Source organism: Luteibacter aegosomatissinici (assembly GCF_023078495.1).
GTDB classification, from domain to species: Bacteria; Pseudomonadota; Gammaproteobacteria; order Xanthomonadales; family Rhodanobacteraceae; genus Luteibacter; species Luteibacter aegosomatissinici.
Window position 1 is genome coordinate 4,212,416 of the sequence record NZ_CP095742.1, and the last position, 22,339, is coordinate 4,234,754.

Annotated in this window: 23 protein-coding genes and 1 pseudogene; 10 read left to right on the forward strand and 14 right to left on the reverse strand. The window is 58.5% G+C overall.

Annotation, left to right across the window (positions count from 1 at the left end; genetic code table 11):
* Nucleotides 1-94: 94 nt before the first annotated feature.
* From L2Y97_RS22615 to L2Y97_RS18915, 3 genes and pseudogenes are all read left to right on the forward strand, one after another.
* Nucleotides 95-241, forward strand: a pseudogene (locus L2Y97_RS22615) (flavin reductase family protein); the annotation flags it as partial.
* 128 nt (nt 242-369) lie between these two features.
* Nucleotides 370-648: a hypothetical protein gene (locus tag L2Y97_RS18910; protein WP_247429725.1), complete on the forward strand. Its 279-nt coding sequence runs from the start codon at nt 370-372 to the stop codon at nt 646-648.
* A gap of 90 nt (nt 649-738) precedes the next feature.
* Nucleotides 739-1,203 carry a hypothetical protein gene (locus tag L2Y97_RS18915; RefSeq protein ID WP_247429727.1) on the forward strand — a complete coding sequence of 155 codons (465 nt, stop codon included), beginning with the start codon at nt 739-741 and terminating at the stop codon, nt 1,201-1,203.
* Between the two features lie 26 nt (nt 1,204-1,229).
* On the opposite strand, the gene L2Y97_RS18920 is transcribed toward L2Y97_RS18915, so the two are convergent.
* Nucleotides 1,230-1,463 carry a DUF6429 family protein gene (locus tag L2Y97_RS18920; protein ID WP_247429729.1) on the reverse strand — a complete coding sequence of 78 codons (234 nt, stop codon included), beginning with the start codon at nt 1,461-1,463 and terminating at the stop codon, nt 1,230-1,232.
* A 659-nt stretch (nt 1,464-2,122) separates the two neighbouring features.
* Between L2Y97_RS18920 and L2Y97_RS18925 the strand changes: the two genes are divergently transcribed.
* Both L2Y97_RS18925 and L2Y97_RS18930 read left to right on the forward strand, forming a co-directional pair.
* On the forward strand, nt 2,123-2,368 hold the full coding sequence (locus L2Y97_RS18925; RefSeq protein ID WP_247429731.1) for a hypothetical protein: 246 nt from the start codon (nt 2,123-2,125) through the stop codon (nt 2,366-2,368).
* 159 nt (nt 2,369-2,527) lie between these two features.
* The gene (locus L2Y97_RS18930) at nt 2,528-2,995 is read left to right on the forward strand and encodes a DUF2846 domain-containing protein (protein ID WP_247429733.1); all 468 of its coding nucleotides are present in this window, start codon (nt 2,528-2,530) and stop codon (nt 2,993-2,995) included.
* Nucleotides 2,996-3,178: 183 nt separating this feature from the next.
* Here L2Y97_RS18930 and L2Y97_RS18935 read toward each other — a convergent pair whose 3' ends face one another.
* Complete coding sequence (locus L2Y97_RS18935) at nt 3,179-3,958, reverse strand: hypothetical protein (protein ID WP_247429735.1); 780 nt, start codon at nt 3,956-3,958, stop codon at nt 3,179-3,181.
* Nucleotides 3,959-4,199: 241 nt separating this feature from the next.
* Nucleotides 4,200-5,549, reverse strand: coding sequence for a serine hydrolase domain-containing protein (locus L2Y97_RS18940; RefSeq protein ID WP_247429737.1), 1,350 nt, complete (start codon nt 5,547-5,549; stop codon nt 4,200-4,202).
* Between the two features lie 82 nt (nt 5,550-5,631).
* Between L2Y97_RS18940 and L2Y97_RS18945 the strand changes: the two genes are divergently transcribed.
* Both L2Y97_RS18945 and L2Y97_RS18950 read left to right on the forward strand, forming a co-directional pair.
* Nucleotides 5,632-5,844 carry a hypothetical protein gene (locus L2Y97_RS18945; RefSeq protein WP_247429740.1) on the forward strand — a complete coding sequence of 71 codons (213 nt, stop codon included), beginning with the start codon at nt 5,632-5,634 and terminating at the stop codon, nt 5,842-5,844.
* Nucleotides 5,845-5,902: 58 nt separating this feature from the next.
* Nucleotides 5,903-7,441 (forward strand): hypothetical protein, encoded by a 1,539-nt coding sequence (locus L2Y97_RS18950; RefSeq protein WP_247429743.1) that lies wholly within the window; start codon nt 5,903-5,905, stop codon nt 7,439-7,441.
* A gap of 24 nt (nt 7,442-7,465) precedes the next feature.
* Here the strand turns inward: L2Y97_RS18950 and L2Y97_RS18955 are convergent, their stop codons facing one another.
* The 5 genes from L2Y97_RS18955 to L2Y97_RS18975 all read right to left on the reverse strand — a co-directional run bounded on the left by L2Y97_RS18955 (nt 7,466) and on the right by L2Y97_RS18975 (nt 12,288).
* The gene (locus tag L2Y97_RS18955; protein WP_247429745.1) at nt 7,466-8,602 is read right to left on the reverse strand and encodes an alpha/beta fold hydrolase; all 1,137 of its coding nucleotides are present in this window, start codon (nt 8,600-8,602) and stop codon (nt 7,466-7,468) included.
* Nucleotides 8,603-8,704: 102 nt separating this feature from the next.
* Nucleotides 8,705-9,058 carry a hypothetical protein gene (locus L2Y97_RS18960; protein ID WP_247429746.1) on the reverse strand — a complete coding sequence of 118 codons (354 nt, stop codon included), beginning with the start codon at nt 9,056-9,058 and terminating at the stop codon, nt 8,705-8,707.
* Nucleotides 9,059-9,159: 101 nt separating this feature from the next.
* Nucleotides 9,160-9,726 (reverse strand): hypothetical protein, encoded by a 567-nt coding sequence (locus tag L2Y97_RS18965; RefSeq protein WP_247429748.1) that lies wholly within the window; start codon nt 9,724-9,726, stop codon nt 9,160-9,162.
* Nucleotides 9,727-9,821: 95 nt separating this feature from the next.
* Nucleotides 9,822-10,292 carry a MarR family winged helix-turn-helix transcriptional regulator gene (locus tag L2Y97_RS18970; protein WP_247429750.1) on the reverse strand — a complete coding sequence of 157 codons (471 nt, stop codon included), beginning with the start codon at nt 10,290-10,292 and terminating at the stop codon, nt 9,822-9,824.
* 619 nt (nt 10,293-10,911) lie between these two features.
* Nucleotides 10,912-12,288, reverse strand: coding sequence for a phospholipase D family protein (locus L2Y97_RS18975; protein ID WP_247429752.1), 1,377 nt, complete (start codon nt 12,286-12,288; stop codon nt 10,912-10,914).
* A 780-nt stretch (nt 12,289-13,068) separates the two neighbouring features.
* Between L2Y97_RS18975 and L2Y97_RS18980 the strand changes: the two genes are divergently transcribed.
* On the forward strand, nt 13,069-14,055 hold the full coding sequence (locus L2Y97_RS18980) for a DNA cytosine methyltransferase (protein WP_247429754.1): 987 nt from the start codon (nt 13,069-13,071) through the stop codon (nt 14,053-14,055).
* A gap of 41 nt (nt 14,056-14,096) precedes the next feature.
* A complete protein-coding gene (locus tag L2Y97_RS22570; RefSeq protein ID WP_425492783.1) occupies nt 14,097-14,396 on the forward strand; it encodes a hypothetical protein in 300 nt (99 codons plus the stop codon).
* Nucleotides 14,397-14,485: 89 nt separating this feature from the next.
* Here L2Y97_RS22570 and L2Y97_RS18985 read toward each other — a convergent pair whose 3' ends face one another.
* Nucleotides 14,486-15,283 (reverse strand): hypothetical protein, encoded by a 798-nt coding sequence (locus L2Y97_RS18985; protein ID WP_247429756.1) that lies wholly within the window; start codon nt 15,281-15,283, stop codon nt 14,486-14,488.
* Nucleotides 15,284-15,414: 131 nt separating this feature from the next.
* On the opposite strand from L2Y97_RS18985, the gene L2Y97_RS18990 reads away from it, so the two are divergent.
* Nucleotides 15,415-16,242 carry a NaeI family type II restriction endonuclease gene (locus tag L2Y97_RS18990; protein WP_247429758.1) on the forward strand — a complete coding sequence of 276 codons (828 nt, stop codon included), beginning with the start codon at nt 15,415-15,417 and terminating at the stop codon, nt 16,240-16,242.
* Nucleotides 16,243-16,317: 75 nt separating this feature from the next.
* Here L2Y97_RS18990 and L2Y97_RS18995 read toward each other — a convergent pair whose 3' ends face one another.
* The 5 genes from L2Y97_RS18995 to L2Y97_RS19015 form a co-directional block, all read right to left on the reverse strand.
* Nucleotides 16,318-17,382 (reverse strand): DUF262 domain-containing protein, encoded by a 1,065-nt coding sequence (locus L2Y97_RS18995; RefSeq protein WP_247429760.1) that lies wholly within the window; start codon nt 17,380-17,382, stop codon nt 16,318-16,320.
* Entirely contained in the window at nt 17,379-17,969 is a 591-nt protein-coding gene (locus L2Y97_RS19000; protein ID WP_247429762.1) for a hypothetical protein, read from the reverse strand. The genes L2Y97_RS18995 and L2Y97_RS19000 overlap by 4 nt, the downstream gene beginning before the upstream one ends.
* 46 nt (nt 17,970-18,015) lie before the next feature.
* Nucleotides 18,016-18,777 (reverse strand): TSCPD domain-containing protein, encoded by a 762-nt coding sequence (locus L2Y97_RS19005; protein ID WP_247429764.1) that lies wholly within the window; start codon nt 18,775-18,777, stop codon nt 18,016-18,018.
* A 63-nt stretch (nt 18,778-18,840) separates the two neighbouring features.
* On the reverse strand, nt 18,841-19,938 hold the full coding sequence (locus L2Y97_RS19010) for a histone H1-like repetitive region-containing protein (RefSeq protein WP_247429766.1): 1,098 nt from the start codon (nt 19,936-19,938) through the stop codon (nt 18,841-18,843).
* Between the two features lie 24 nt (nt 19,939-19,962).
* The gene (locus tag L2Y97_RS19015; protein ID WP_247429768.1) at nt 19,963-22,107 is read right to left on the reverse strand and encodes an adenosylcobalamin-dependent ribonucleoside-diphosphate reductase; all 2,145 of its coding nucleotides are present in this window, start codon (nt 22,105-22,107) and stop codon (nt 19,963-19,965) included.
* Nucleotides 22,108-22,339 lie beyond the last annotated feature (232 nt).

The window sequence follows — 22,339 nt, forward strand, 5'->3', positions numbered from 1 at the left end:
CCACGTCGTCGCCGAGCCGCACATTCTTTATCTCGGTACACCGGTTGTCCTGGTCAGCACCGTCAACGAAGACGGCAGCCATAACCTCGCCCCGATGTCCTCGGCGTTCTGGCTCGGCTGGCGAGGGGTGCTTGGGCTTGCGGCGGATTCGCAGACGACGCGCAACCTGGTTCGTACTGGTGAGTGCGTACTGAACCTTCCGTCGGCGAATGAGGTGTGGGCGGTGGATCGCATTGCGCGGACCACGGGCAGCAACCCGGTGTCGGAGTTCAGGCAGGCGCTTGGCTACGTCTACGAACCCGACAAGTTCGGCCGGGCGGGCATGACCCGGGTAGCGGCGGATACGGTCTCGGCCGCTCGGGCGCTCGAGTGCCCATCCAGCTGGAAGCCGTGGTCGCGGCTATCCACGGCATTGGCGAGGATAGCGACGACCTTCGGGGTTTCATCAAGCTGTTCGAGGTGCGGATCCAGCGGGTGCACGTGCATCCGGATCTGTTGATGGCCGGGCATGCCCACCGTATCGATCCGGACAAGTGGTCGCCGTTGATCATGAACTTCCAAAAGTTCTATGGGCTGAGTGCGCAGGTGCATCCGTCACGGCTGGCCGAGATTCCGGAGGAGGCTTACGAGCCGCTCGCCAGGGTGTGAAGTAAGGCGGCAGGCGTAACGGACTGCATGGCGGGGCCCCTACCGGCTATAGTTTCCGCCGACCCGGACTGCCTCCCAAGAGCTTCGTACATGCAGCGCACCTCGCCGATCCTTGTTTCGCTAGCCCTCACGCTCTTCGCCGCCTCTGCATCCGCAACAACCTGCGGAGAGAACGCCTGTGAGGTCGGCCAGCATGTCACGACCTATAGCGCCCCGGGCGAGCCGGTGGCCGCCTGCCCTACTGATGCCCTGGCGGCCTATAGCAACTTCACGCTGTATCTGGTGGCCTCTGATGCGGCGAGCACGCAGCAGGCGACCGTCGACCCCAACGCCATCGAAGCGAAGGCCACCGGCGATATGGCCGATGTGGCGAAGCGGTTGCGTGAGGCGTCGGGTGTTGCTTCGGCGAATGATGCGCTGAAGGCTTGTTCGCCGTTGAAGGCTGGGGCTAGCGTTGTGGTGGTTGAGGTGAGTAAGAAGACGAATAACGCGAAGGTTTCAGGAGCCAACGGAGAAGCGGCGTTCTGGATTCCTACTGAGTTTCTTGATCGGTAACCCGGCGTCGACGGTCGACTCTCTCGCTACCGGACCCGGTTGACGAAATGCTCATTGAACAGTCGAGCCGATTCGGCCAGGCCCTCGCCGGTCAGGATCACTGACTTCGACTTGTTTGCGGGATTCGCTATAAGTCCTCTCTGATGAAGGCGTTCGAGCGCATCCCAGTCGTAGCCTTTCCAGGAAAGATTACCCTCATGCAGGCCGAGCTGTAGCAATGCGAGGATGGCGTCGTCGATGGCGGCGGTGTCAATGCTCATCTTGCTTACTCCCTATCCTAATGATGTCAGGATAATCTGAGGTCATTCAGTTCGTGCGTCGCATACTGCGCTCGTGCAAGGCGAGGCTTGCTGTCTGGATGGCAGCGCCAAATCAACGCTCGTCGCCAGTATGGCCCCTACCAACCACGATCGCTTCCGACGTTGTGGACACAACACCCGCCCGATCTGCTAGGTTTCTCTCGTCACCAGCGCGCCCACAAAGCTACGGCGCTGGTGACCACCGCTCATGGCGGTGAGAGGCGCGAGCCAGAGGTGTGACAGCACCGCTGGCCCGCTAACCAAAACCAACTAAACGAGAGTTGATAATGGCTGGTACTGATCATACGGCAACCGCTCGCCCGCCGAATCCCCTTGGTGGCACCTCGCCGGTCCACGGACCGCCTGCCTAGTCTGCAGGCACGGTTGGCGAACCGCGGCACAAGCCGCTGTTGAGGTAATTCTTGATCGGATGAGGCAGGCGTAACGCCTGGTGCACCTCACGTCCGGCTCTTGCCGCCCCTACTTCGTCAACCAAGCCATCCGGCACCCGGTCACGGGTGGCCGGTGAACCCGCGAACCTATGGTCCGTGGTGCGGCGAGTGAATGCTCGTCGCGCCACGTTAGACCGCGGGCCATCCATGAATGTACGGGCGAAACGCATGACATCCGACGAACAAGTATCGAGTGTTCACGATCTTCTGAATGACGCTACGCAATGGCTTCAATATGCCCGTGGGGTGACGGCCATGCTGGCCGATCTGATCCATGAGGCCGAGGACTTCGACTGCAAACACCTGTCGCTCTCGCTGGAGGCGATTGCGGCCATGACTTCGCATGGGACCAGGCAGTTGGGTGAGGCCAGGGCGCAGTTGAGCTGGGAGGCTGCGATGGAGGGCGTCCCGTAGGAGGGGGGGCTTCGCTGCCTGGCGAATGCCGTTTGGTATGGCATCCGGGCACCCTACCCTTGGCTAGATTTCGTGCGGGCGGCCGCCTACACACGTCCGTTCCCCGCCCCGTGTATGCTCGCGCAGCACGCCACCGCGGCGGGCTCCACAGGGGGAAGTATGAAGCGGGTAGCCTTTATCGTCGCCACCGTCATGGTGCTTGGCGGCTGTACCAGAAGCGTAAAATACGATGCCCATGCCTTCGCCGGGGAAGGCAGTGAGAAAGCGGGCATGGCGACCGTCGTTGTCGCCCAGCGCCAGAAGGACGGATTCGGTACGGCCTGGTGGCAAAACGTCGATATCGACGGGAAGAAAGTCGGCGATATCCGCCGCAATACATATCCGCATGTGAATGTGGCACCGGGCCACCACATCGTGGATGTCTCCTACCCGGCCATGATGATGGCGACACCGCCACTTGGCCTTGAAGGCGACTTCGAAGCGGGTAAGACGTATTACTTCGTGTGGGATGCGGCGGGTAACGCGCTGAAGGAGACCATCCAGCTGCAGGCTGTGTCGCCTTCGGTGGGGCGTGCTGCTATTGCGGGGATGACTGATCGCACTTCGGTTGTGAAGAGCGAGAACTGAGCTTCGAATGGCGCGATGGAAGAGCGTGCAAGATGCCCCATTCGCGATGCGTGAACGGGTAGTTTAATTTGACGATCTACCCGTTCTCTCTTTGGTGAGCGGAATGCGGGTGTGAACGACGATCCCGTGATCATTGGCTTAAGCGCCAAATCCTCCTCATCAAGGGACTTACGGGCAGAAGCATCAGAGAGGCCCGCGTACAGGCTCTGCCTTACTTGTACGTGCGGAGGTGGACCTGGCAGCTTGAAGATATTCCTCGACGATCTTGTCTTTGGGAAGCGAAACTGGTCCAGATGACGTCATGATGGAGCAGCGGTCCGTATTGCAAGTCATAGGGATGCCGAGCGCATTCTTTTCATCGCCGCCTCCTTGGTACCTGACCACTGATACTTCGGCGGCGCCATCAGATATATTCTCAAGCTTGTGTCTATAGGTCGCCGCCTCAGCGGCACTTTGCTTTCTGGCTATCACGTCGATGGATTTCATCGGCGAAATAACAATAAGCAATCCACCGATAAACGTAACAATCGCCAGTATTGGCGGAATTGCGAAACCGGGAAAGATCTCGAAGATTCGAATGAGCGCTCCGCCTGCGGCCTGCACAATCGGGGGGGCCTTTGTTCGTCGCGGGAACCTGTGCCCGTTCGCACGTCTTCGCTCCACCCTTTTCGTCAATGTTTCGCCGAAAAAGAACATTCCGGCACAAATCAATGGACCGCAAATGACGAGCCATAGAGGATCGACCGCCAAGGGGAACCATGAGAAGACCAACAAGGCCCACGCGTAGAAGCCGTCAGCGACCGTGTCGGCAACGGGCTGACTTGCAATCATTAACGGAAGGCCCATTCCCTTCCAATATGAGACGTTGTACTGGCGGCCGGCCATGTAAAGAAGCGCGATAGCCAATGAGAGATAAGGAAGTCGTGGGAGAAGTTTTCGTATCGCTCGAAATACCGTATCCATGGCATGGCTATCTTAGGTGAGGCTAGAACCTACGTTATCGGTTGAAGGAGCCACGGCTTTAGCATCGCGCCAAATGGCGCTTCAACGCCCGAGCGACGACGAAGCGCTTGCAGGCGCACACGCTGGTCGGGTGAAGCCGTATCCGCGTGGCTAGCTGCCCACGGCATCCCCCAGACTCGGCTCGGGATCCTGCATACAGACCCTGCTTCATCGGCAAGGCAGCGCACGCGTAGCCGAAGCGCTATTGCGAACCCTTCGCGCGCTTTTCAATGCGCGGAGGCGCCATCCCATCGCTAAAGAACTCTACAGCCGTCACCCGGCCATCAGCACCCTTCACAACATGGAAGTAATCGGTGCCCTCACCCGCGTAGTAAAGAACATCGCCCTCGGCTGACACCAGGTGGCGCTTCGGTCCCGGTGCGCGCTGTACATAGAGCTCACCGTATTTCTGGGTGATGGCGTGTACTGAATTCCCGTCGATCCGGTAGTTGCCGACGATCGCCTGGCGTTGCTTGTCGTCCAGTTTCTTGTCGACGAACGTTTTGTAGGGTTTACCGATGGCTGCGGCGGCGAGCTGTAGTGCGATGGCGCGTGCGCTTGGGGTGCCGGCATCGGAGTTGACCAGTACGGCGACGGAGACGTGGGCTTTGGGAATGTAGACGAACTGGGATGAGAAGCCTTCGATGCCGCCGTTGTGGCCGTAGGCGGGCTCGCCGCGGACGGTCATGGGGAACAGACCATACCCGTAAGGCGCTTCGGTACCGTCCGATAGCTTTGCTGGCGTGGTCATCGCCTTCAGCAGATCGGGCGGGAACATCAACGGGTTGTTGAGGGCGTCGCCGAGCTGGGCGATGTCCTGGGATGTCGAGGTCAGGGCGCCGGCGGTCATGGGGCCGGTGATCGAGACGAAGGGTGGCCGGGTGGTCTTTCCGGTGGCGTCTGCGCTGTAGCCCTGCGCGGCGCTGGGCACGACCACGTCATCGGCGAAGTAATCGGTATGGGTCATGCCGAAGGGGGCGAGGACGAGCTCGGCCATGGCGTCGCGCCAGGGTTTGCCTGTCACCTTCTCGATCACGGCGCCGAGCAGCATGTAGCCGGAATTGCTGTAGCGCCATTCGCTGCCGGGTTTGAAATCCAGCGGTTGCTTGGCGATCAGGACCACAAGCGTCTTGGTGTCGAGGGGTTGCGTGGGGTCGGCGTTCCACGCATCGCTGATGCCTGCCGTGTGGCTGAGCAGCTGGGCGATCGTGATGGTCGATCCTTCCGGGAAATCCGGAAAGAATCGGGAAAGGGGATCCGAGAGGGAAAGCTTGCCCTGGTGCACCAGGGTGAGGATGGTCGCCGCGGTTACCGTCTTGGTGATGGATCCGATGCGGAGGATGTTGCCCGGCTTCATGGGCACGTGCAGCTCTACGCTCGCCTCGCCACGGGCTGCCTGGTAGATCACCTGGCCGTTGCGGGTGACCGTGACGGAGGCGCCGGGGCCGGTGGGCTGGGTCAGGCGATCGACGATGGCGTCGGCCTGTTTGGTGAAGAGCGCGACCTCTGAGGCTGTGTGTTTTGGCTCTGGGCTTTGGGTGGCGGTACACACGGGGAAAGCGATACAGCCCACCAGGAGACATTTAGCGATATGCCGCAATACGTGACGGGGAACGGACGGAGTGCGCAATGGCATGGCCTTCCTTATCGTACGGGACGAAGTTGATGGTTGTCGCATAGATCAAGCGCACTACTTCGTCCGCACGATCGACAATCAGCAGATCGACTTACGGATCAACTACTTCATAAATCCAAAGCCGGAGACACGGTTGAGGACTGATTTCCCTGAAGAAGTAGCTTTTCTTGCTTTCCCGATCACTATGCGCGATAGAAAGCCCTATTGGTAGCGTACGAGTTCCTAGCCTTTGCATCTGCGTTAAGCTTTGCTAAGCCCGTGGCACCTCAATGCTGATGGGGCTTTCACTATCGGTTCCGACACGGAAACATACTAACCAGATGCAACAAGGGGGCGGCATGGGGCAGGCCAGACTCAAGGGGCGCAACAAAAACGAGCGAGTGGATGCAATTTTGGCTGCGCACTCAGTCAAGGTGCTCACACTTGAGCGCTACAACGCATTTGTGGCATGGACGCGGTCACCCATTGCTCAGTTCATGGGTGACGAACTGCAGTTTTTCTCGACGCTAAATGAATATGTCATTGGAGTCATTATCCGCGACGCGGCAGACGGAGATTACAACTGGGTGGCGCTTGGCCGTGATGAAAAGGGTCGGTACCGCTGCATTAAGCTCAACACAGGGCTGACATTGGCGGACGCTAGACGAGAAGTTTTGAAGGAACTAAAAGATCATTATGACGCCGGCACGCAGGTGTTTCCTCAAGGCGATGAGGGCAAAGACAAAGCAGGAGTCGATCTGTTTACCTCGGTCGTCCCTGATGAGCAAATGAGTCACACTTTTCGCCTCATGCAGTCGGGCAACCACTGGATTCCCGCACGTTCAATATTGTCCGAAATGATGCGTCATTTTCGCGATGTCGACGGCAATTTTGTCGAACAATTTCAGACGACCGGTTTTGATGCCCGAATCTGGGAGCTTTATCTCTATGCAGCGCTCCTTGAAGAGGGGCTATTCGTCGAGAAGCCCAATCCCGCTCCTGACTTCATGGTATCCGATGGCCGACGCAAGGTATTCATCGAGGCTGTTACAGTCAATCCGTCCGCCAATGAGCCTGTGGCCAAGCCGGATGATAGTCCACTAAGACGGTCGCCTTACGAAATCTTCAAGCTCAACGCGACCAAAATTCCTATAAAGTTCGGCAGCGCCCTATGGTCAAAACTAACTCGCGCCAAGCCCTACTGGGAGATGGAGCATGTCCAGGGAAACCCGCTTGTCTTCGCGATTGCAGACTTTCATGAAAAACAATCGATGACGTGGACCTCAACAGCGCTCATCAACTATCTCTACGGCGTAAAGCATGATTACTCAAAGGACGAGGAAGGGAAGCTGATCATAAGTCCGGTTAAGATCGAACATCACGAATACGAAGGCAAGAAAATTCCCTCCGGCTTTTTCCTACAGCCCAATTCTGAACACATCAGTGCCGTATTGTTCTCCGCTTCTGGGACGCTATCGAAGTTCAATCGCATGGGGAAGCTAGCTGGCTTTGGCCTCCCCGATCAACGACTAGTGCGAGTGGGACTCAAGCACAAGCACGATGCTAACTCTGCGCTGCCCGAACCATTTTGTTTCGAAGTGAAGCAAGGCGAGATCACTGAGACCTGGGCTGAGGGATTGTCATTATTCCACAATCCGAAAGCAACACATTCGATAGATCCATGCATGTTCCCCAACGTAGCCCATCACTTTTTCGAAGATGGGCAGATCCGGAGCCTGCTTCCGGAGTTCCATCCATACACGTCATATACATGGAACGTTCTTCCAGAAGACTCTCATCAACACGCTGGGGAAACTTTAGATACCTAGATGGATCGCCGCCCTCCGGCCTGTTCAAGGTGCCGCGCCAACCCCCTTCTGGTTGGCGCCATCGACCTGGTGAACCACATCGAGCACCGCCTTGGTTACGGCCTCAGGCTGTTGGAGCTGGATGTAATGCATGGTGTTTTCAACGGCGCGGATCTCACCCTTCTTTGAAAGCGCCGCCAGCTGATCATTGAACGCTTCGAGGGCGTGGGTCTCTGCTGTCCAATGAGGCTGCGTTTCGTCGGGCGGCACGTTCTTCGGCATGATCGTCGGCAGGACCGGATGAAGCACGATCAAGGGCATGTCGCCGTACCAGCGCCGTGAGGCGCGAAGTTCGTCAGCGCTTGTCGATTCGACTTGTGCCTGCTCTGAAAGGGAGGCTGACTGGAATGCAGACGTTACGTGCACCTTCGCGTAGGCGTCGTTGAGCGCCTTGGAGAACTTCGGGAATGGCTCGGGCACGCAGTGACCATAAAGCTCGCTTCCCGGCTCAAAGCCGTTTGCCCTGGCGGCATCGACGCACTGCTGGCCGGCGGCGGTAATGGTATCGGGGGCGTAGAGTTCGTCCCACATGGTTTTCCATGGGGTCTGGTCGGGATCGAGCTGCCAGAAGATGGTCGGCCAGTCTTCGACCTGCGTATCGACCAGAACCATGCCGGCGACTTCCTTGGGATAGAGGTTCGCGTAGAGGCGCGACACCGTACCGCCGTAGGAGTGACCGACCAGGACATAAGGCGGAGCGATGTTGGCGGCCGCCAGCAAGTGGTGAAGATCGTCGACGGCGTTGGCGGCGGTGCCCGGGCGATCCGCTGGATCGCTGAAACCGAGGCCGGCGCGCTCGTAAGAACATGCGCGCGTTTGGGTGCCGACCACGGGCTGTACCAGTCCCCAGGTACCCGCTTCATCGCCCATGCCAGCTTCGAAGATGACCGTGGGTGAGCCGTGGCCTACGCAGTAAAGGTTGAGCCTGCGGCCTGAGGCGACTTCGACGAGTTGCTGGGGATGGGTGTAGGCGGGGTCGTCGACGACGGTCGGGGTGTCGGTGGCGGATGCTTTGGGGATGGCCGAAAGGCTGAGGCAGGCAGCGAGGGCGAGTGTTACGCGCGAGAGTGCGACGCGCTTGGAGAGTCGCTTTGGCGACGGGTTCTTCCGGTGAACGTTCAAGCGTTGCCCCATTTGGTGTGCGTCGGTGGCTGTTGCCACGAAGCCTCGGATAGTAAACGAGACTGAGGTCGGTTAGGGGGCCGATTCAAGCGCCTTCGCGAGCTAACCACCTATCAACAGCTTCGACACCGCACCAAGGAACGCACCGCCCATCGCGCCGACCACGATGAAGAAAAAGGCTTTGAGGTGGTTGTAGATAAATTTGTCCCGCCGCGCCAAGAGCATCTCCTTGGCCTCACGGACGCCGGGTCCGTCAGTTGGCTTGACGTACTCCGATGACTTGAATGCAAAGCCATTGAACGCAGAGAGATCGTCGATGTGTTCAAACCGTTCCCCGTGCTCCCGCACCACCTGCCTCGCACGAGTGACGACCCTGACGTGATTGAGCATATTGCGCACGGCGAACGCCATGCCGGGAACGACGCCCAGGAGGAAACCAACTGCAGCGTTATCCATCAGACCTCGCCTTGAGGTGGACATCACTCGTTCTGGGCTGTGTTGCACCAACGTCCAGAAAATCGCAAATGATGATGCGTAGGTACTTCCACCGTGCGGTGCTACATGATGGCGGGACCGACCCGATCTGACGGCCCGGGATACGGCTCACGCGAGAAGATATGCCATCCCCCCACATCATGCATCGCGATGGCCCGCACGAGATGCGTGCCGCCGTTTCTGCCGAGGTAGTACTCGTAGAGCACCTCGTATCGTCCGTCGAGGAGTTCGGTCGGGAAATGGATGAAGATGAGGGGTGGCGCCAGGTCGCCATGCCCCGATGCGCTGCTGTACGGGGACACGGCGGCGGGGAGCACCTGGATACCTGGAATGCGCACGTTCGCGGTAACGGCCGGTGGCGGGTCGCTTATCGATTGCTCGGATTCAGCGACGGATAGATACCACGGAGAGCGCTCGCCTTCGCGCATGGGATCGTCGGGCGGTATCGATTCGAGGAGCGTTATCCAGAGGCCCTGAAGGTCCGGTACGGCATTGCCAGCCGGAGCGACAGGTGGCTGATCGTTCGGGGCTGCGTCTGCAGGGGCCACGTGGGCGAACGCAAGCGAGGCCAGAAGGACTGTTGAGGCTACGACATTCAAAGTGCGAGCTGGCGAACGACGCTTTGGCATGACGGATTCCTTTTTTGGGCGTCAGCGGTCGAGCGATTTAATGATACTTGCTGTCTCGGACGTTGTTCCTGAGTTGCCGCATGCGTTGATGAAGCTCAGGTGGTCGTATTTTCCTGGCGACCGATTTCCATGATGGCCGCAAGTCCGCGCTTCAGGGCACGAAGGCCGTTGTCGCCAATGCGCGCATGCAACTCGGTATCGATGCGATCGCGGGCGGCGCCCTGCACTTCCGCGGCATCGCGGCCACGGTCGGTCAAGGTGATGACGAGCTTTCGTCGATCGCTGGGATCACCCTCGCGCGTTAGGTAGCCGCGCATCACGAGGGTATCGACCAGCTGCCCTGCGGCCTGCTTGGTAATGCGCAGCTGCTGCGCCATGGCGCCGATCGGTGCGTCGGGCGCTCCCAGGGCAAGGCCACCGATGATGTAGAGGCCGTTCTCGGGAATATCGTCGTAGCCGGCTTCGTCAAGCGCACGGCGCATCGCCGAGGCATAGGTGCCGCGAGCGTGGCGCAGGAGGGCGGGAACGACGATTTCTTCGTACCAGGCGGGGTTGTCGCGGTTCATGGGCACGGCTCCGGCAATGACCTTGATAGTCAATCTAGTTGACTATCAAGGTCATTGCAAGGCCCGCTGGGGCGCGCAACCCAAAGACAGTTCGCCGGATGAGTGGCTTTCGATTAACCAGGCTGCGAGTTGGGCTGCTGGCATGTGGGGTATCCCTTTGTTGTGAGGCGATCATACGGGGATGATGAGGAGGGGCGTTCGACGGTTATTGCTATCACGCCCTGGAAGAGAAGACGGGGGCTTGGCTACAGATGCTCAATACCGCAGGCGGGAACGTGCGTGCGTTGTTGACTGACCTACTGGTGCACGGTGCACCGATGGGCCGCACGTACACGACCGTTCAATAGGTACGTCGCGCCGTCTCCCAAACCCCCAACACCCTCACGCACTGAGATAACACCGCGCCGAACGTTATCGAGCGGCGCACACAACATGTGACATTCACCGAACAGCACGAAGGAATGACTATAAGATTCCGTTCACGCGCCGCACTCTCCGCCCCTCTATCGGCCGGGGTAGCCAACCAATTTCGCGGCACCGCCAAATACCTCAGCCGACGGCACCGTGCCACGTAATCGCGATCGCCATTGATGTGACCGCCGGACATGCGACCGACCACCTATGGCGCGATCTTTATTTTCCGCCCTAGAGCTCGTATTGCCTTGTTCGTACGCTGGTTTCTCGGAGGGTATAAATTTGGTCTCGTCCACCCGACTACCTCGCCAAAGGTAGAAGTACCGATTCCGTCCAACTGATAGTCGGGCTCATGCACTGCATTCCAAATGCGTTCCGCTACATCACCGGGTCCCCAGATGACATATCTAAACACCTCTGGACCACTAAATGCGCCGCTTACCGATTTTGCATCGTAGATCATTCGGCCATGAGCGAGAATCTTTGGCCAAGAACCTGGTGGAGCCGCAAACCCGAGTTCCTCTACGCTCTTCCTGGTCGAATGCATTCCGAATGCATGAGCGTGTGCGAGCGTATTTGCGAACGTTTCGCGATCAAGGCTAAGGATCGCGTTTTCAGCGAAATTAGTCTCAAACGCAGGCGCGATCGCGACCATCATTTCGAGCTCGCTCTCGTACGTGAATTCCTTCGATTCTTTCCACCAGGATAACGTTTCTTGCAGAGCATCCTCAGTCCGTAGACGGTTTCGTTCGAAATGACGCAGATAGGCATCCTTCTCTGACCGTGGACTGACTACGTTGTAATAATACGCATGTAGAAACTGATCGCATTGAACAGTCGCTGGCGTGGAATCTGGAATCCAGGACGGCCTGTTTTCTGGGCGGGCCACTCGGTCCGCGAGAGGCCTCAAGTAGGCAATCGTCTCGTGCCATTCGTCGATGAAGGAGCGCTTTCTCGTGGTGAACGACGAGCGACTTGGAATGTGCGCGATGGGACTGCTCCGATCACTCAGATATCTAAGTCGCGATTCGAATTCATCCCGAACTCTATCCTCTTGCTTGCGCGCGTCCAGCAAACGTCGCTTGAGGTCGACCTGGTCCTTATACACCTCATCGCTTAGCGGGATTGAACGCGCCAATAGGCCATCAAAGAAGTCATCGAGACGCTGCGTAAACCCTTCTGCATCCAGCTCGCTTTGGGTGAGGAAAACTCCGGCCTCAAAATTCCTATTCCAAGCGCGGTCCGTGAGATTGGCGGATCCGATATAAGCTCCAACACCTGACCACCAGATAACTTTCGCGTGCAGCCAGTGAGGCACCAGCCGACACTCAACGCTAGCTATAGCCCTCTGGCGTAAGAGAAACCAATTCAAGACATTTGGATCAATCGGGCAAGTCCCGTCGATTCGTCCGTAGAAAGTAATTGGCTTCTTGTTCCGGATAGCCTCGTCGAAAAGGAGCAACTCGTGGTTGCCTTTCTCTGCGTAAGGAATTGCCACGATGAGCTCGTCGCAATCTGTAACGCATTCTGCGCTTAGCGACCTGAGAAGCTCACCGTACGGCTCTAAGCCGACCAGTTTCAAGGCGATTCCTCCTTCAATTTATCGCGACGCTTCCTCGACCCGGACGGGTCCGCGCCATATTCTGCTTTATCGGCGATCGGCTACGAAACTGAAGGGACAAGACGTGCGCCGCAATAGTCTTCGCGATTGTCTTCCGATAGACAACCCGACACATTCCGGTCAGGACGCTTACATTCATAGACAACGTGCGCTCTCACCTGGACACAACGCGAGCTGACCTCTTCGTGCACTACCGTTCCCGCTCGCATAGAGCTAAATGGCAGCCCCTCTGGGCTGACTACATTCGCCTGGACGAAGTAAGTTCAATGGACGAACCGGGTGGCTGGGCCAACGTTAGAACATTCGGCCGCCAAACGGGACGCCGCAGCATGCGAACTCTGATGATCTAACCATGCTCCATCGCGACATCCTTGCCGTTGAGTCCCCCAACGGTGCTGGCGGTGCTCAAGCAATACGACGCAGCAGCAATCGGCCAAGCGACCTCCGGGTCACCAGGGGGTAGATAGCTTTAGACAGATCCGTCGCCGGCTCAAGGTTGCGAACGAGGGGGTCCCAGCCCTCCGATGCAACAATGACCAGGATACCCGCAACTCAAGCAAATCCGATATCCATTTCCTCATAAATTCATACACTTATCGACTCAACAGCCTAGACATACGAGTGACTATTTGGCATCATTGGATGGCCAAGCCATGGGCGTCAGGCACAAATCTCATGGCTTGAGCGAGGGCTCCCGCAATGTGTGCTACTTCCAGCCCCGCCAGTAACCGATTGGACCCAATGATGTCGAAAAAGTCGCCTTTGTCGTTGACCTCCGTGGAAGTGTGTTCCGGTGCGGGCGGCCAAGCGCTCGGCCTGGAGATGGCAGGATTTGACCATCTCCAGCTCGTTGAGCTAGACGGATCCGCCTGCGCGACGCTTCGCCTAAATCGTCCCGAATGGGACGTGCATGAAGGAGATCTTCGCGAATACTCCGGGGCGGGACACAAGGGTGTTGACCTATTTGCGGGCGGCGTCCCATGCCCACCTTTTTCCAAGGCGGGAAAGCAGCTCGGTGCGGATGATGAACGAGATCTGTTCCCAGAGGCGATCCGCATCGTCGATCAATGCAGGCCACGAGCTGTAATGCTAGAGAATGTTCGCGGGATGTTAGATCCGATATTCAAGGACTACCGCGAAAACCTGGTCCGTCAACTGAAGCGTCTTGGATATCACGCCGAATGGAAGCTCCTCCAAGCGAGCGACTTCGGCGTTCCTCAGTTGCGGCCTCGGGTAATCTTCGTGGCGACGCGCAAAGAGATCTCCGAACATTTCGCTTGGCCAGAGGCGAGTAAGTTGCCGCCAAAGACCGTGGGTGAGTCCTTGGTAGATCTCATGTCGGCAAATGGCTGGACGGGTGCGGCGAGTTGGGCGGAGGGCGCAAAAGCGATAGCTCCCACGTTGGTTGGCGGAAGTAAGAAGCACGGCGGTCCGGACCTAGGGCCGACTCGAGCCAAGCGCGCGTGGGCGGCACTCGGGGTTGACGGGATGGGTATCGCAAATGAGCCACCAGCGCCTGACCATCTGGGCATGCCGAAGCTCACTGTTCGAATGGCTGCGAGGATTCAAGGCTTCCCTGACGAGTGGACATTCAGCGGCAAAAAGACCAGCGCCTACCGCCAGGTTGGGAATGCCTTTCCGCCTCCGGTCGCGAAAGCGGTCGGCGACCAGATTGCCAGGGCGCTGAACCTTGCTGCATCGGCGAGCAAGAAGCGTTCTGCGGCCTAATGCAAGCACGTCCATGTGTTGACGGATGCACATCCGAGAACATGACCCGGATTCACTCAACAAATACGAAGCCAGAACTAGCAGTCCACCGCACCCTACACTCCCCCGGCAATCGCTCTCGTGCGAGTGATTGCCGCTTTCCAGGTCGACCTGATATCACCTCACCAAGACGAAGATGGCAACCTTCGTCCACGGCTTCTTCTGGCATCTGCATGAGGCTTGCATCGACGGCCGAGTGCCGCCCACTAACACCGAATACTGGAAAAGTTAGTTGGAGCGCAATCGAGGTCGAGACTCAACTGTCATTAGTCAGTTTTTCCATGATGGCAAGCGCGCCCTAACTATCTGGGAACGTGAGCTCGCCGAGCTGTCGCTCGTAAAGGGGCGGCCGACTGACTTCCTTGACCCTCCTACGAAAGCGGCCATCCGCTCATCCTTCCAGTGAGGACCACGCAGCTCGAAAGGTGCCGACCAATGCAACCTGGTCCGGCAGACGCACTTCGCCAAACTTGTGAACCGCGGGGCAAACCAACGTAATGTTACGAAAACAGGGTTGTGCGTCCGCAAGGATGTCGGCCGCGCGACGCTTTCGACCACCACTACTGTCGCGCGACCGATACGCGCCATTAGGAAGGAAGAGGTCGATGTTGATATTGTCGATCCAAAGATCTGTCCTGAATAACGCATCGGCAACCGGATGCATCACGACAGGAAACCCCCTTTCTCGAAGTATGCTTCCGGCATACAACTCTTTTACATGAGCGTAGTACGCAAGAGCGATACGCCAGCGCACTGAGTCGCGCACGCGCTGCATGAACGCAGGATCAGAATTGGATGCCGCCAAGCGATCAATCAGCGCAGTTGCATCTGGCCAAATTAACTTTCGAAATCGAGGATGTCGTATTAGTTCATCGAAGAAGAGAAGGCGACGTTCGTCCTCGAGAATAAGATGAAACACGTGGGTGAACGCGAATACAGGCCACCAATTTCGAACAGCCTTCTCATTGGAATTAGCCTTTGCAAGGCGCCCCAGCGCGTGAAGCGCTTCGTCCGAGCCAATCCGAGCGCAGACACGTGCAATCTCCTCCGAGGAAATTTCGTTGGTAAAGGAGCTAGTGTGCGAACACATCGTTTCAACGACATGTTTTCGCGAATTGTCCCTTGTCCAATGCCCAAGGAGATTTCGCGCCTCTCGTGACCGGCAGAACCGCGCCTCAACATCGTGCATTGTTACGTCCATTGGATTCTCTCCCTTGTGGGGATAATCCTACACGTTCGTAGGCGCAAATCTTGCGACTCGATCAGCCATCCCCTACATTTGGCAGTGCCAAGGCTATGCGCGCTTGGGGGGAACATCAAATGGTAGAAGGGAACTATCTGCACGATGGGCATGGGCTCGACCCAGCGCTCGAGGCGGTGGCAGGGGCATTATCGAGGGTTCCGAATCTTGAGGCCCGGCTGTCGTCCGCTTTGCGGAAAGCTTTTGACGAGGTGATCGACGGCCCCAGGACCGGACGATTCCGAATCGAACAGCTCGAGAAAACCGAGAAAACCTACATCGGGACGAAGGTCGAGATCATTCTTCGCAACGAACTGGATCTCGATCGAGGCCGTAAGCTCGATAACCTAATCGAGGGGCACGAAGTCGATACGAAATTTTCGCTCTCCGGCGGATGGATGATTCCTGCCGAGGCGATCGATGAGCTTTGCATCGTCGTCCGCGGGGACGACAATTCGTCAACCTTCAGTCTCGGGCTCGTCCGCGCTTCACTCGATAACCTTACGGCTGGAAAGAACCGCGACGGGAAGGCATCAATCTCCGCGTTGGGCAAGACACGCATTCGTTGGCTTGTTCGGAATGGACGGATTAAGCCGAATATTCTCCTGCGCCTCGACGACGAAGCACGGCACCGGATCCTAACAGCGGGATCTGGCGTGGCGAGAGTTAGAGAGCTTTTCCTCACCGTACGAGGGACGATCATCCCACGGCAGCTCTTAGAGCAAGTCGCCCAACAAAAGGATCCGATGAGGCGAGCTCGGCAGATGAAAGCCGAGCTCGCAAGCCGGGGACTAACCGTACTTTGCGCGACCTATGAGGTTGACCAACTCGAAGCGAAGCGCCTGGGGTTCGATGCGCTCGAGGGCGACGACTGGGTAGTTCTTCCATCCACAAAAGAAGTTCTCTAGGCACCCGTCCTGCAGTTCAATCAAAAGCTTCTGATGGTTAAGAACCAAAGCACCGCTCCAATGCAAAGAAGCCTGCTAGTTGTCGACAATCAACCTCCACACGTACCCGTGCCGAAGTTCGCGCTGCCGCGTGTTGTTCACTGCCTCAGTTGCTGCAAGCCTATAATCAGCTGGGACGTCACCTGCAAAGGTTTCGAGGCGACCTGCCAAACCTGCGACGTCAACATTGATACGTTCCCGCACAGACGTTGCTAGCGCGGTTATGAGCGTAAAGAAGTTCGCCTTATTGCACCAATAAGAGCCCGGCGGAATGTTTAATTCCTTCCACAACTCCGCCGCGTCGCAGAATACGCTAATCACATCCTCTTTCTCCGGAAAATCATTCGCGTATTCATCCAGGAGTTCGCGGCTTCGCTCGTTGCGATTGAAGAACCCAGATAGGTACGTACTCATCAAATTGAGTACATACATAATATGAACTTTCCGGGACAACTCGTGCGATCGAAAGACGCCGGAATCCTGAATGAGGTTGGAGAACGATGCCGCAGGATGCGCATCCGCCCAAGCAAAGAATGCCGGATCGATCGCTGGGTCGACGCGAAATTTCAGGTCTTCGTCCTGATCGCGATACTCGAGCTCATCTGCTAGGTGACTTGCCACAAGCATGTATTCGGACGGCGCGTACTGTGAAGCAAGCTTCTCGATTGACGTCAAAGAATTCGCCGTGCGATTGAGGCGTTGAAAGATTTCTTTGACGACGGGGTCATTATTGTCGACATCGAGCTCGATGGTAGCCAATTCGTACTTCAAGAAGGCGGACTTTTCGTCGCCAGAAAGCTCCTGATAAGCCCGGCCGTCAACCTTGAACTCGCCGTCGATGAACTCTGAAATCGCATTCAAGCGCTGCTGCCCATCCACTACGCACGAGGTGGTTAGCATACGTTCAACGTCGATCGCGCCTTTTGAAACAAAGATCTGCGGGCAAGGAAGACCCAGCAGCAAGGTCTTAATGAAGTCTTGCTTGTGCGCTTCGCGCCAGACCAGCGCGCGCTGAAAGTAAGCATCAAGAATCAGCCGACCCGCTTTGATCTCATTGATCACGGTAATGAGATCGCGCGATCGAACATGATAGCTAATCATAAGAACTCCTTTTCGTTTATGTATTGTTGCAAGGCCGACATCTGCTTCATTGCGAAAAGGGAGTCGGACAAATACACGGCTGCCGAGATTCGCTTAAATCGCCTGGAATGCTTTCTACTAAGTCCCGCGAAGAACCGCGCCCACTCCACTCGCTCCGCGATCAAGGGCATAAGATCGGGCCGCAGCATGCCCTTTGCCATGTAATACTTAAAATCTTCGTAAAGGGATCGTCCGTCGTCCTTGCGAGGGAACGCACTGCGATCACGATAGCCGTTAGTCTCGTGAACGATTCGCTCTACGTATCGTTGGAAGCACTGAGGATCAACCACTGCAACATCCAGATCGGAAGATCCGGCCGTGAACTGCGTCTTCTTTGTAGGGCTGAAGCCAAGCTTGGCAGAGCCACATACGTGAATGGCCCGCACGCTGACCTGGAAAAAATCTGCAATCTCGTGGAAGAGCGCGAACGACTCCTCCTCCCACCCGGCAAAACCGTGGGTCGGCCCCAGCAAGAATAGTTCTGAACAGACGGCCAATAGCGGTCGCTTCGCGACCGCCGCCCGCTCAATAGCGCCTGCGTAATCCATCCCCATCCCCCCTTCTTTCCCTGAGAGCGGATTCCGCCCCTTCAGACTAACCGCACTTCGAATACCCACAATTCAAACAAGTCTGGCACCCATCCATCAGCACCAACGCCTGGGTATTGCACTTAGCGCACAGGGTGGCGCCAGCCGGGAAGCCAGCCGCATTGGTATGGCTATCAGCAGCCGGGGCCTCAGCCTTGTCGCTAACGGTATCGCGCGCAGGGCGCGCTCCTACAGCGTTCGCGTTCTCATAGGCGGCGCGCTTCTCAGCGATCAACCGCTTGGTCGCCTCGTCCATCTCCGGGTCATGAATCAGCCCAATGGACTTCATATGCTGCTCAATCACGGCACCAATCTCGGCCACGATGCTGGGCATATAAACGCCGCCGGCCTTGAAGTAGCCGCCACGCGGGTCGAAGACGGCCTTGAGCTCTTCGACGATGAAGGTCACGTCGCCACCCTTGCGGAAGACGGCGGACAGGATTCGGGTGAGCGCCACGATCCACTGGAAGTGGTCCATGTTCTTCGAGTTGATGAACAGCTCGAAGGGGCGGCGCTGCTCGTGCGGGGTGCCCGCGTTGAGCACGATATCGTTGATGGTTACGTACAGCGCGTGCTCGAAGAGCGGCGACTTGATCTTGTACGTGTTGCCCACCAGGGTTTCCGGACGCTCGAGGCTCTCGTGCATCTGGATGACTTCGGCGACGGGTGCGACCTCTTTGACCGGCGCGGGAGCGGCGGCTGCGGTGGTCTTGTCCTCGGGCTTAACGACGTTATAGCCCTTGATCTTCTTTTCGATCTTGATCGCCATGGTGTTTCTCTCTAACAGGTGGATATCCGGCCCGGCGCGTACGCCGGGCCGGATGGGTACTACTTACTTACGACGGCCACGGGCGGCGGACTTGCGCGCCGACGTACGGCCGGTCTTGCTGGCAGTGGACCTCTTGGCCGCTTTCACGACCTTCTTCGGAGCAGCGGCCTTTCGGACCGTCTTTTTCGGAGCCGTGCGGGCGGTGACCTTGCGGGTGACCTTGGCAACGGCCTTCTTGACCGCCTTGCGGGCGGTGGAAGCCTTCTTCGCGACGCGAGCGACGACCTTCTTGGCGGCCTTCTTCGCGGTGGTGGCCTTGCGGCCGACCTGCTTGACGACGGCCTTACCCTTGCGGGCGACGACCTTCTTCAGCGGAGCCTTCTTGGCGGCGACCTTCTTGGCCGGTGCCTTTTTGGCTACGGCCTTCTTGGCGACCTTCTTGATGGCGACCTTCTTGGTTGCCTTCTTGAGAGCGGCCTTCTTTGCCGGGGCCTTCTTGGCGGCCGACTTCTTGGCGACAGCCTTCTTCGGGGCGGCCTTCTTGGCAGCAGCCTTCTTCACTGCGGCCTTCTTCGGCGCAGCTTTCTTGGCGGCGGCCTTCTTCACAGCCTTTTTAGCCGTTGCCTTCTTGGCAGCAGCCTTCTTGGCCGGGGCTGCCGGTTCTGCGGCGGCCTTTTTGGCCGGGGCCTTCTTGGCGGCTGCTTTTTTCGGGGCGGCTTTCTTTGTGGGCTTTCGCGAGGAGATGTCGCCCACAGGGTGGGCTCCTACAGCGGCGGCAGTCGCTTCGTCGGCCTGGTGCGCGGCGATTTCGTCGCCGGCGATGTCGGCCTGGCTCACCAGCGGCTTGGGGGCCTTGGGCTTGCGCGGGGCCTTGGGCTTTTCAGCCTTGGGTGCCGGGGCGTCGAGTTCGGCGATGTAGTCCGGCTCGCTGGACGAGACGGCGTCGGTCGCTTCGGCGGTCGGGGCCGGCTCGATCACCTTCTTGGCGATCGGCTTCTTCTTCACCACCTTCTTGGCGACGACCGGGGCGTGCTCGGCCGTGGCCGAACCGGCGTCATTCGCGTCGGTGTGCTCGGTCGATTCGGTGGTTTCCGTGGTGTCGGTGGTGTCGCTCACCGGCAATTCCGCCGCCTCGTCGATCTGGTTTTCGTCGTTCGTCATAACTTTGTTTCCCTCTCCGCGGGGTCAGAACTTGCCGTAGTAACCTTCTTTCAGGGCATCGAAGAGGTTGGCGGCGGTGTGCATTTCACCGTCATATTCCACCTCGTCGTTACCCTTCAGTTCGACAACGCTACCGTCTTCCAATTCGAAGCGGTAGAGGGTGTTCTCAAGATCGGTTTCTTTGACAAGCACGCCCTGGAACGCGGCGGGGTTGAAACGGAACGTGGTGCAGCCCTTCAAACCCTGCTTATAGGCGTAGGTGTAGATGTCCTTGAAGTCCTCGTACGGGTAATCCGTGGGGACGTTTGCGGTCTTGGAAATGGAGCTATCGATCCACTTCTGCGAGGCCGCCTGGATATCCACGTGCTCCTTGGGGCTGATGTCGTCGGCCGAGACGAAGTACTCCGGCAGGCGGGTCTTCGGGTCTTCCGAGAACGGCATGGCATCGCCGTTGATCAGGGCGCGGTAGGCCAGCAGCTCGTAGCTGTAGACCTCGACCTTTTCCTTCGACTTCTTGCCTTCGCGGATCACGTTACGCGAGTAGTGGTGGGCAAAGCTGGGCTCGATGCCGTTGGAGGCATTGTTGGCCAGGCTCAAGCTGATGGTGCCGGTGGGGGCGATCGACGAGTGGTGGGTGAAGCGGGCGCCCACTTCCGCCAGCTCGGCCACCAGGTTCGGGGCGACCGAGGCCACGCGCTGCATGTAGCGCGAATACTTGGCGTGCAGCACCGAGCCCTTGATCTGCTGGCCGACCTTCCAGCCGTCCTTCACCATCTCCGGGCGCTTGCGCAGCATGTCGCCGGTCACGTCGAAGGTCTGCGCCAGCACCGGGGCCGGGCCCTTTTCCTTCGCGAGGTCCAGCGCGACTTCCCAGCCGGCCACGGCCATCTCGCGGCTCACGTCTTCGGTGAAGCCCACGGATTCGGCCGAGCCGTAGCTCATCTTCAGCATGGCCAGCGTGGAGCCCAGGCCGAGGAAGCCCATGCCGTGGCGGCGCTTGGAAAGGATCTCGTGCTGCTGCTGCGGCAGCGGCAGGCCGTTGATTTCCACCACGTTATCGAGCATGCGGGTGAACACGCGGACCACTTCGCGGTATTCATCCCAATCGAAACGGGCCTTGGGGCCGAACGGATCGCGCACGAAGGTGGTGAGGTTCACCGAGCCCAGCAGGCACGAGCCGTACGGCGGCAGCGGCTGCTCACCGCACGGGTTGGTGGCGCGGATGTGCTCGCACCACCAGTTGTTGTTCATCTCGTTGACGCGGTCGATCAGGATGAAGCCCGGCTCGGCGTAGTCATACGTCGAGACCATGATCATGTCCCACAGGTGGCGGGCGCGGATGTGGCCGTAGATCTTGCAGGCCACCAGGCCGTCATCACGGGTGACGTAGTTTTCCTTGGTGGGCCACTCGCGCCACACGACCTTGGAGGCGTCGGTGAGGTCGATCTCGCCCTGCTCCTTCACGTGCACCGGGAACACGGTCGGCCAATCCTGGTCGTGCTCCACGGCTTCCATGAAGCCATCGGTGATGAGCAGCGACAGGTTGAACTGGCGCAGGCGGCCATCCTCGCGCTTGGCGCGGATGAATTCCTTGGCGTCCGGGTGGCTGATATCGAAGGTGCCCATCTGCGCACCGCGGCGGCCGCCGGCGGAGGAGACGGTGAAGCACATCTTGTCGTAGATATCCATGAACGACAGCGGGCCCGAGGTATGGGCGCCCGCACCGCTCACGTACGCGCCGCGCGGGCGCAGCGTGCTGAATTCGTAACCGATGCCGCAGCCTGCCTTCAGGGTCAGGCCGGCTTCGTGCACCTTCTCCAGGATGTCATCCATGGAATCGTGGATGGTGCCCGAGACGGTGCAGTTGATCGTGGAGGTGGCGGGCTTGTGCTCCAGCGCGCCAGCGTTGGAGGTGATGCGGCCGGCCGGGATGGCACCGCGGCGCAGGGCCCACAGGAACCGTTCGTTCCAGTGCGCGCGCAGCTCGTCGGTGGCTTCCACATCGGACAGGGCGCGGGCGACGCGCTGGTAGGTGCCATCGACCGACTCATCGACCGGCACGCCGTTCTTCGCCTTCAGGCGGTACTTCTTGTCCCAGATGTCGTAAGAGGCGGGCTGCAGCGGAATGGCCGATTCAAGGCCGAGGGCCTGGGCGCGTGCGGTGCTCATTGTGTGTGTCGTCCTCAAGTACTCGGCCTGTGTCGGCCGTTCTTATTGGTATGCGTGGGCGCAACCTGTCGATTCCCTCCCCCCGGACGAAATCGACCATCCTTTACCACCCCCGCGTGCACCGTAAAAAGCCTTTACGGGACGCCGGTTTGACGCTTGAACCTGAGTATCCGCAGCACCAGCACTTGGTAACTATCGAACGAAGGAACACAAGATGTTGTGGTTGCGGCCG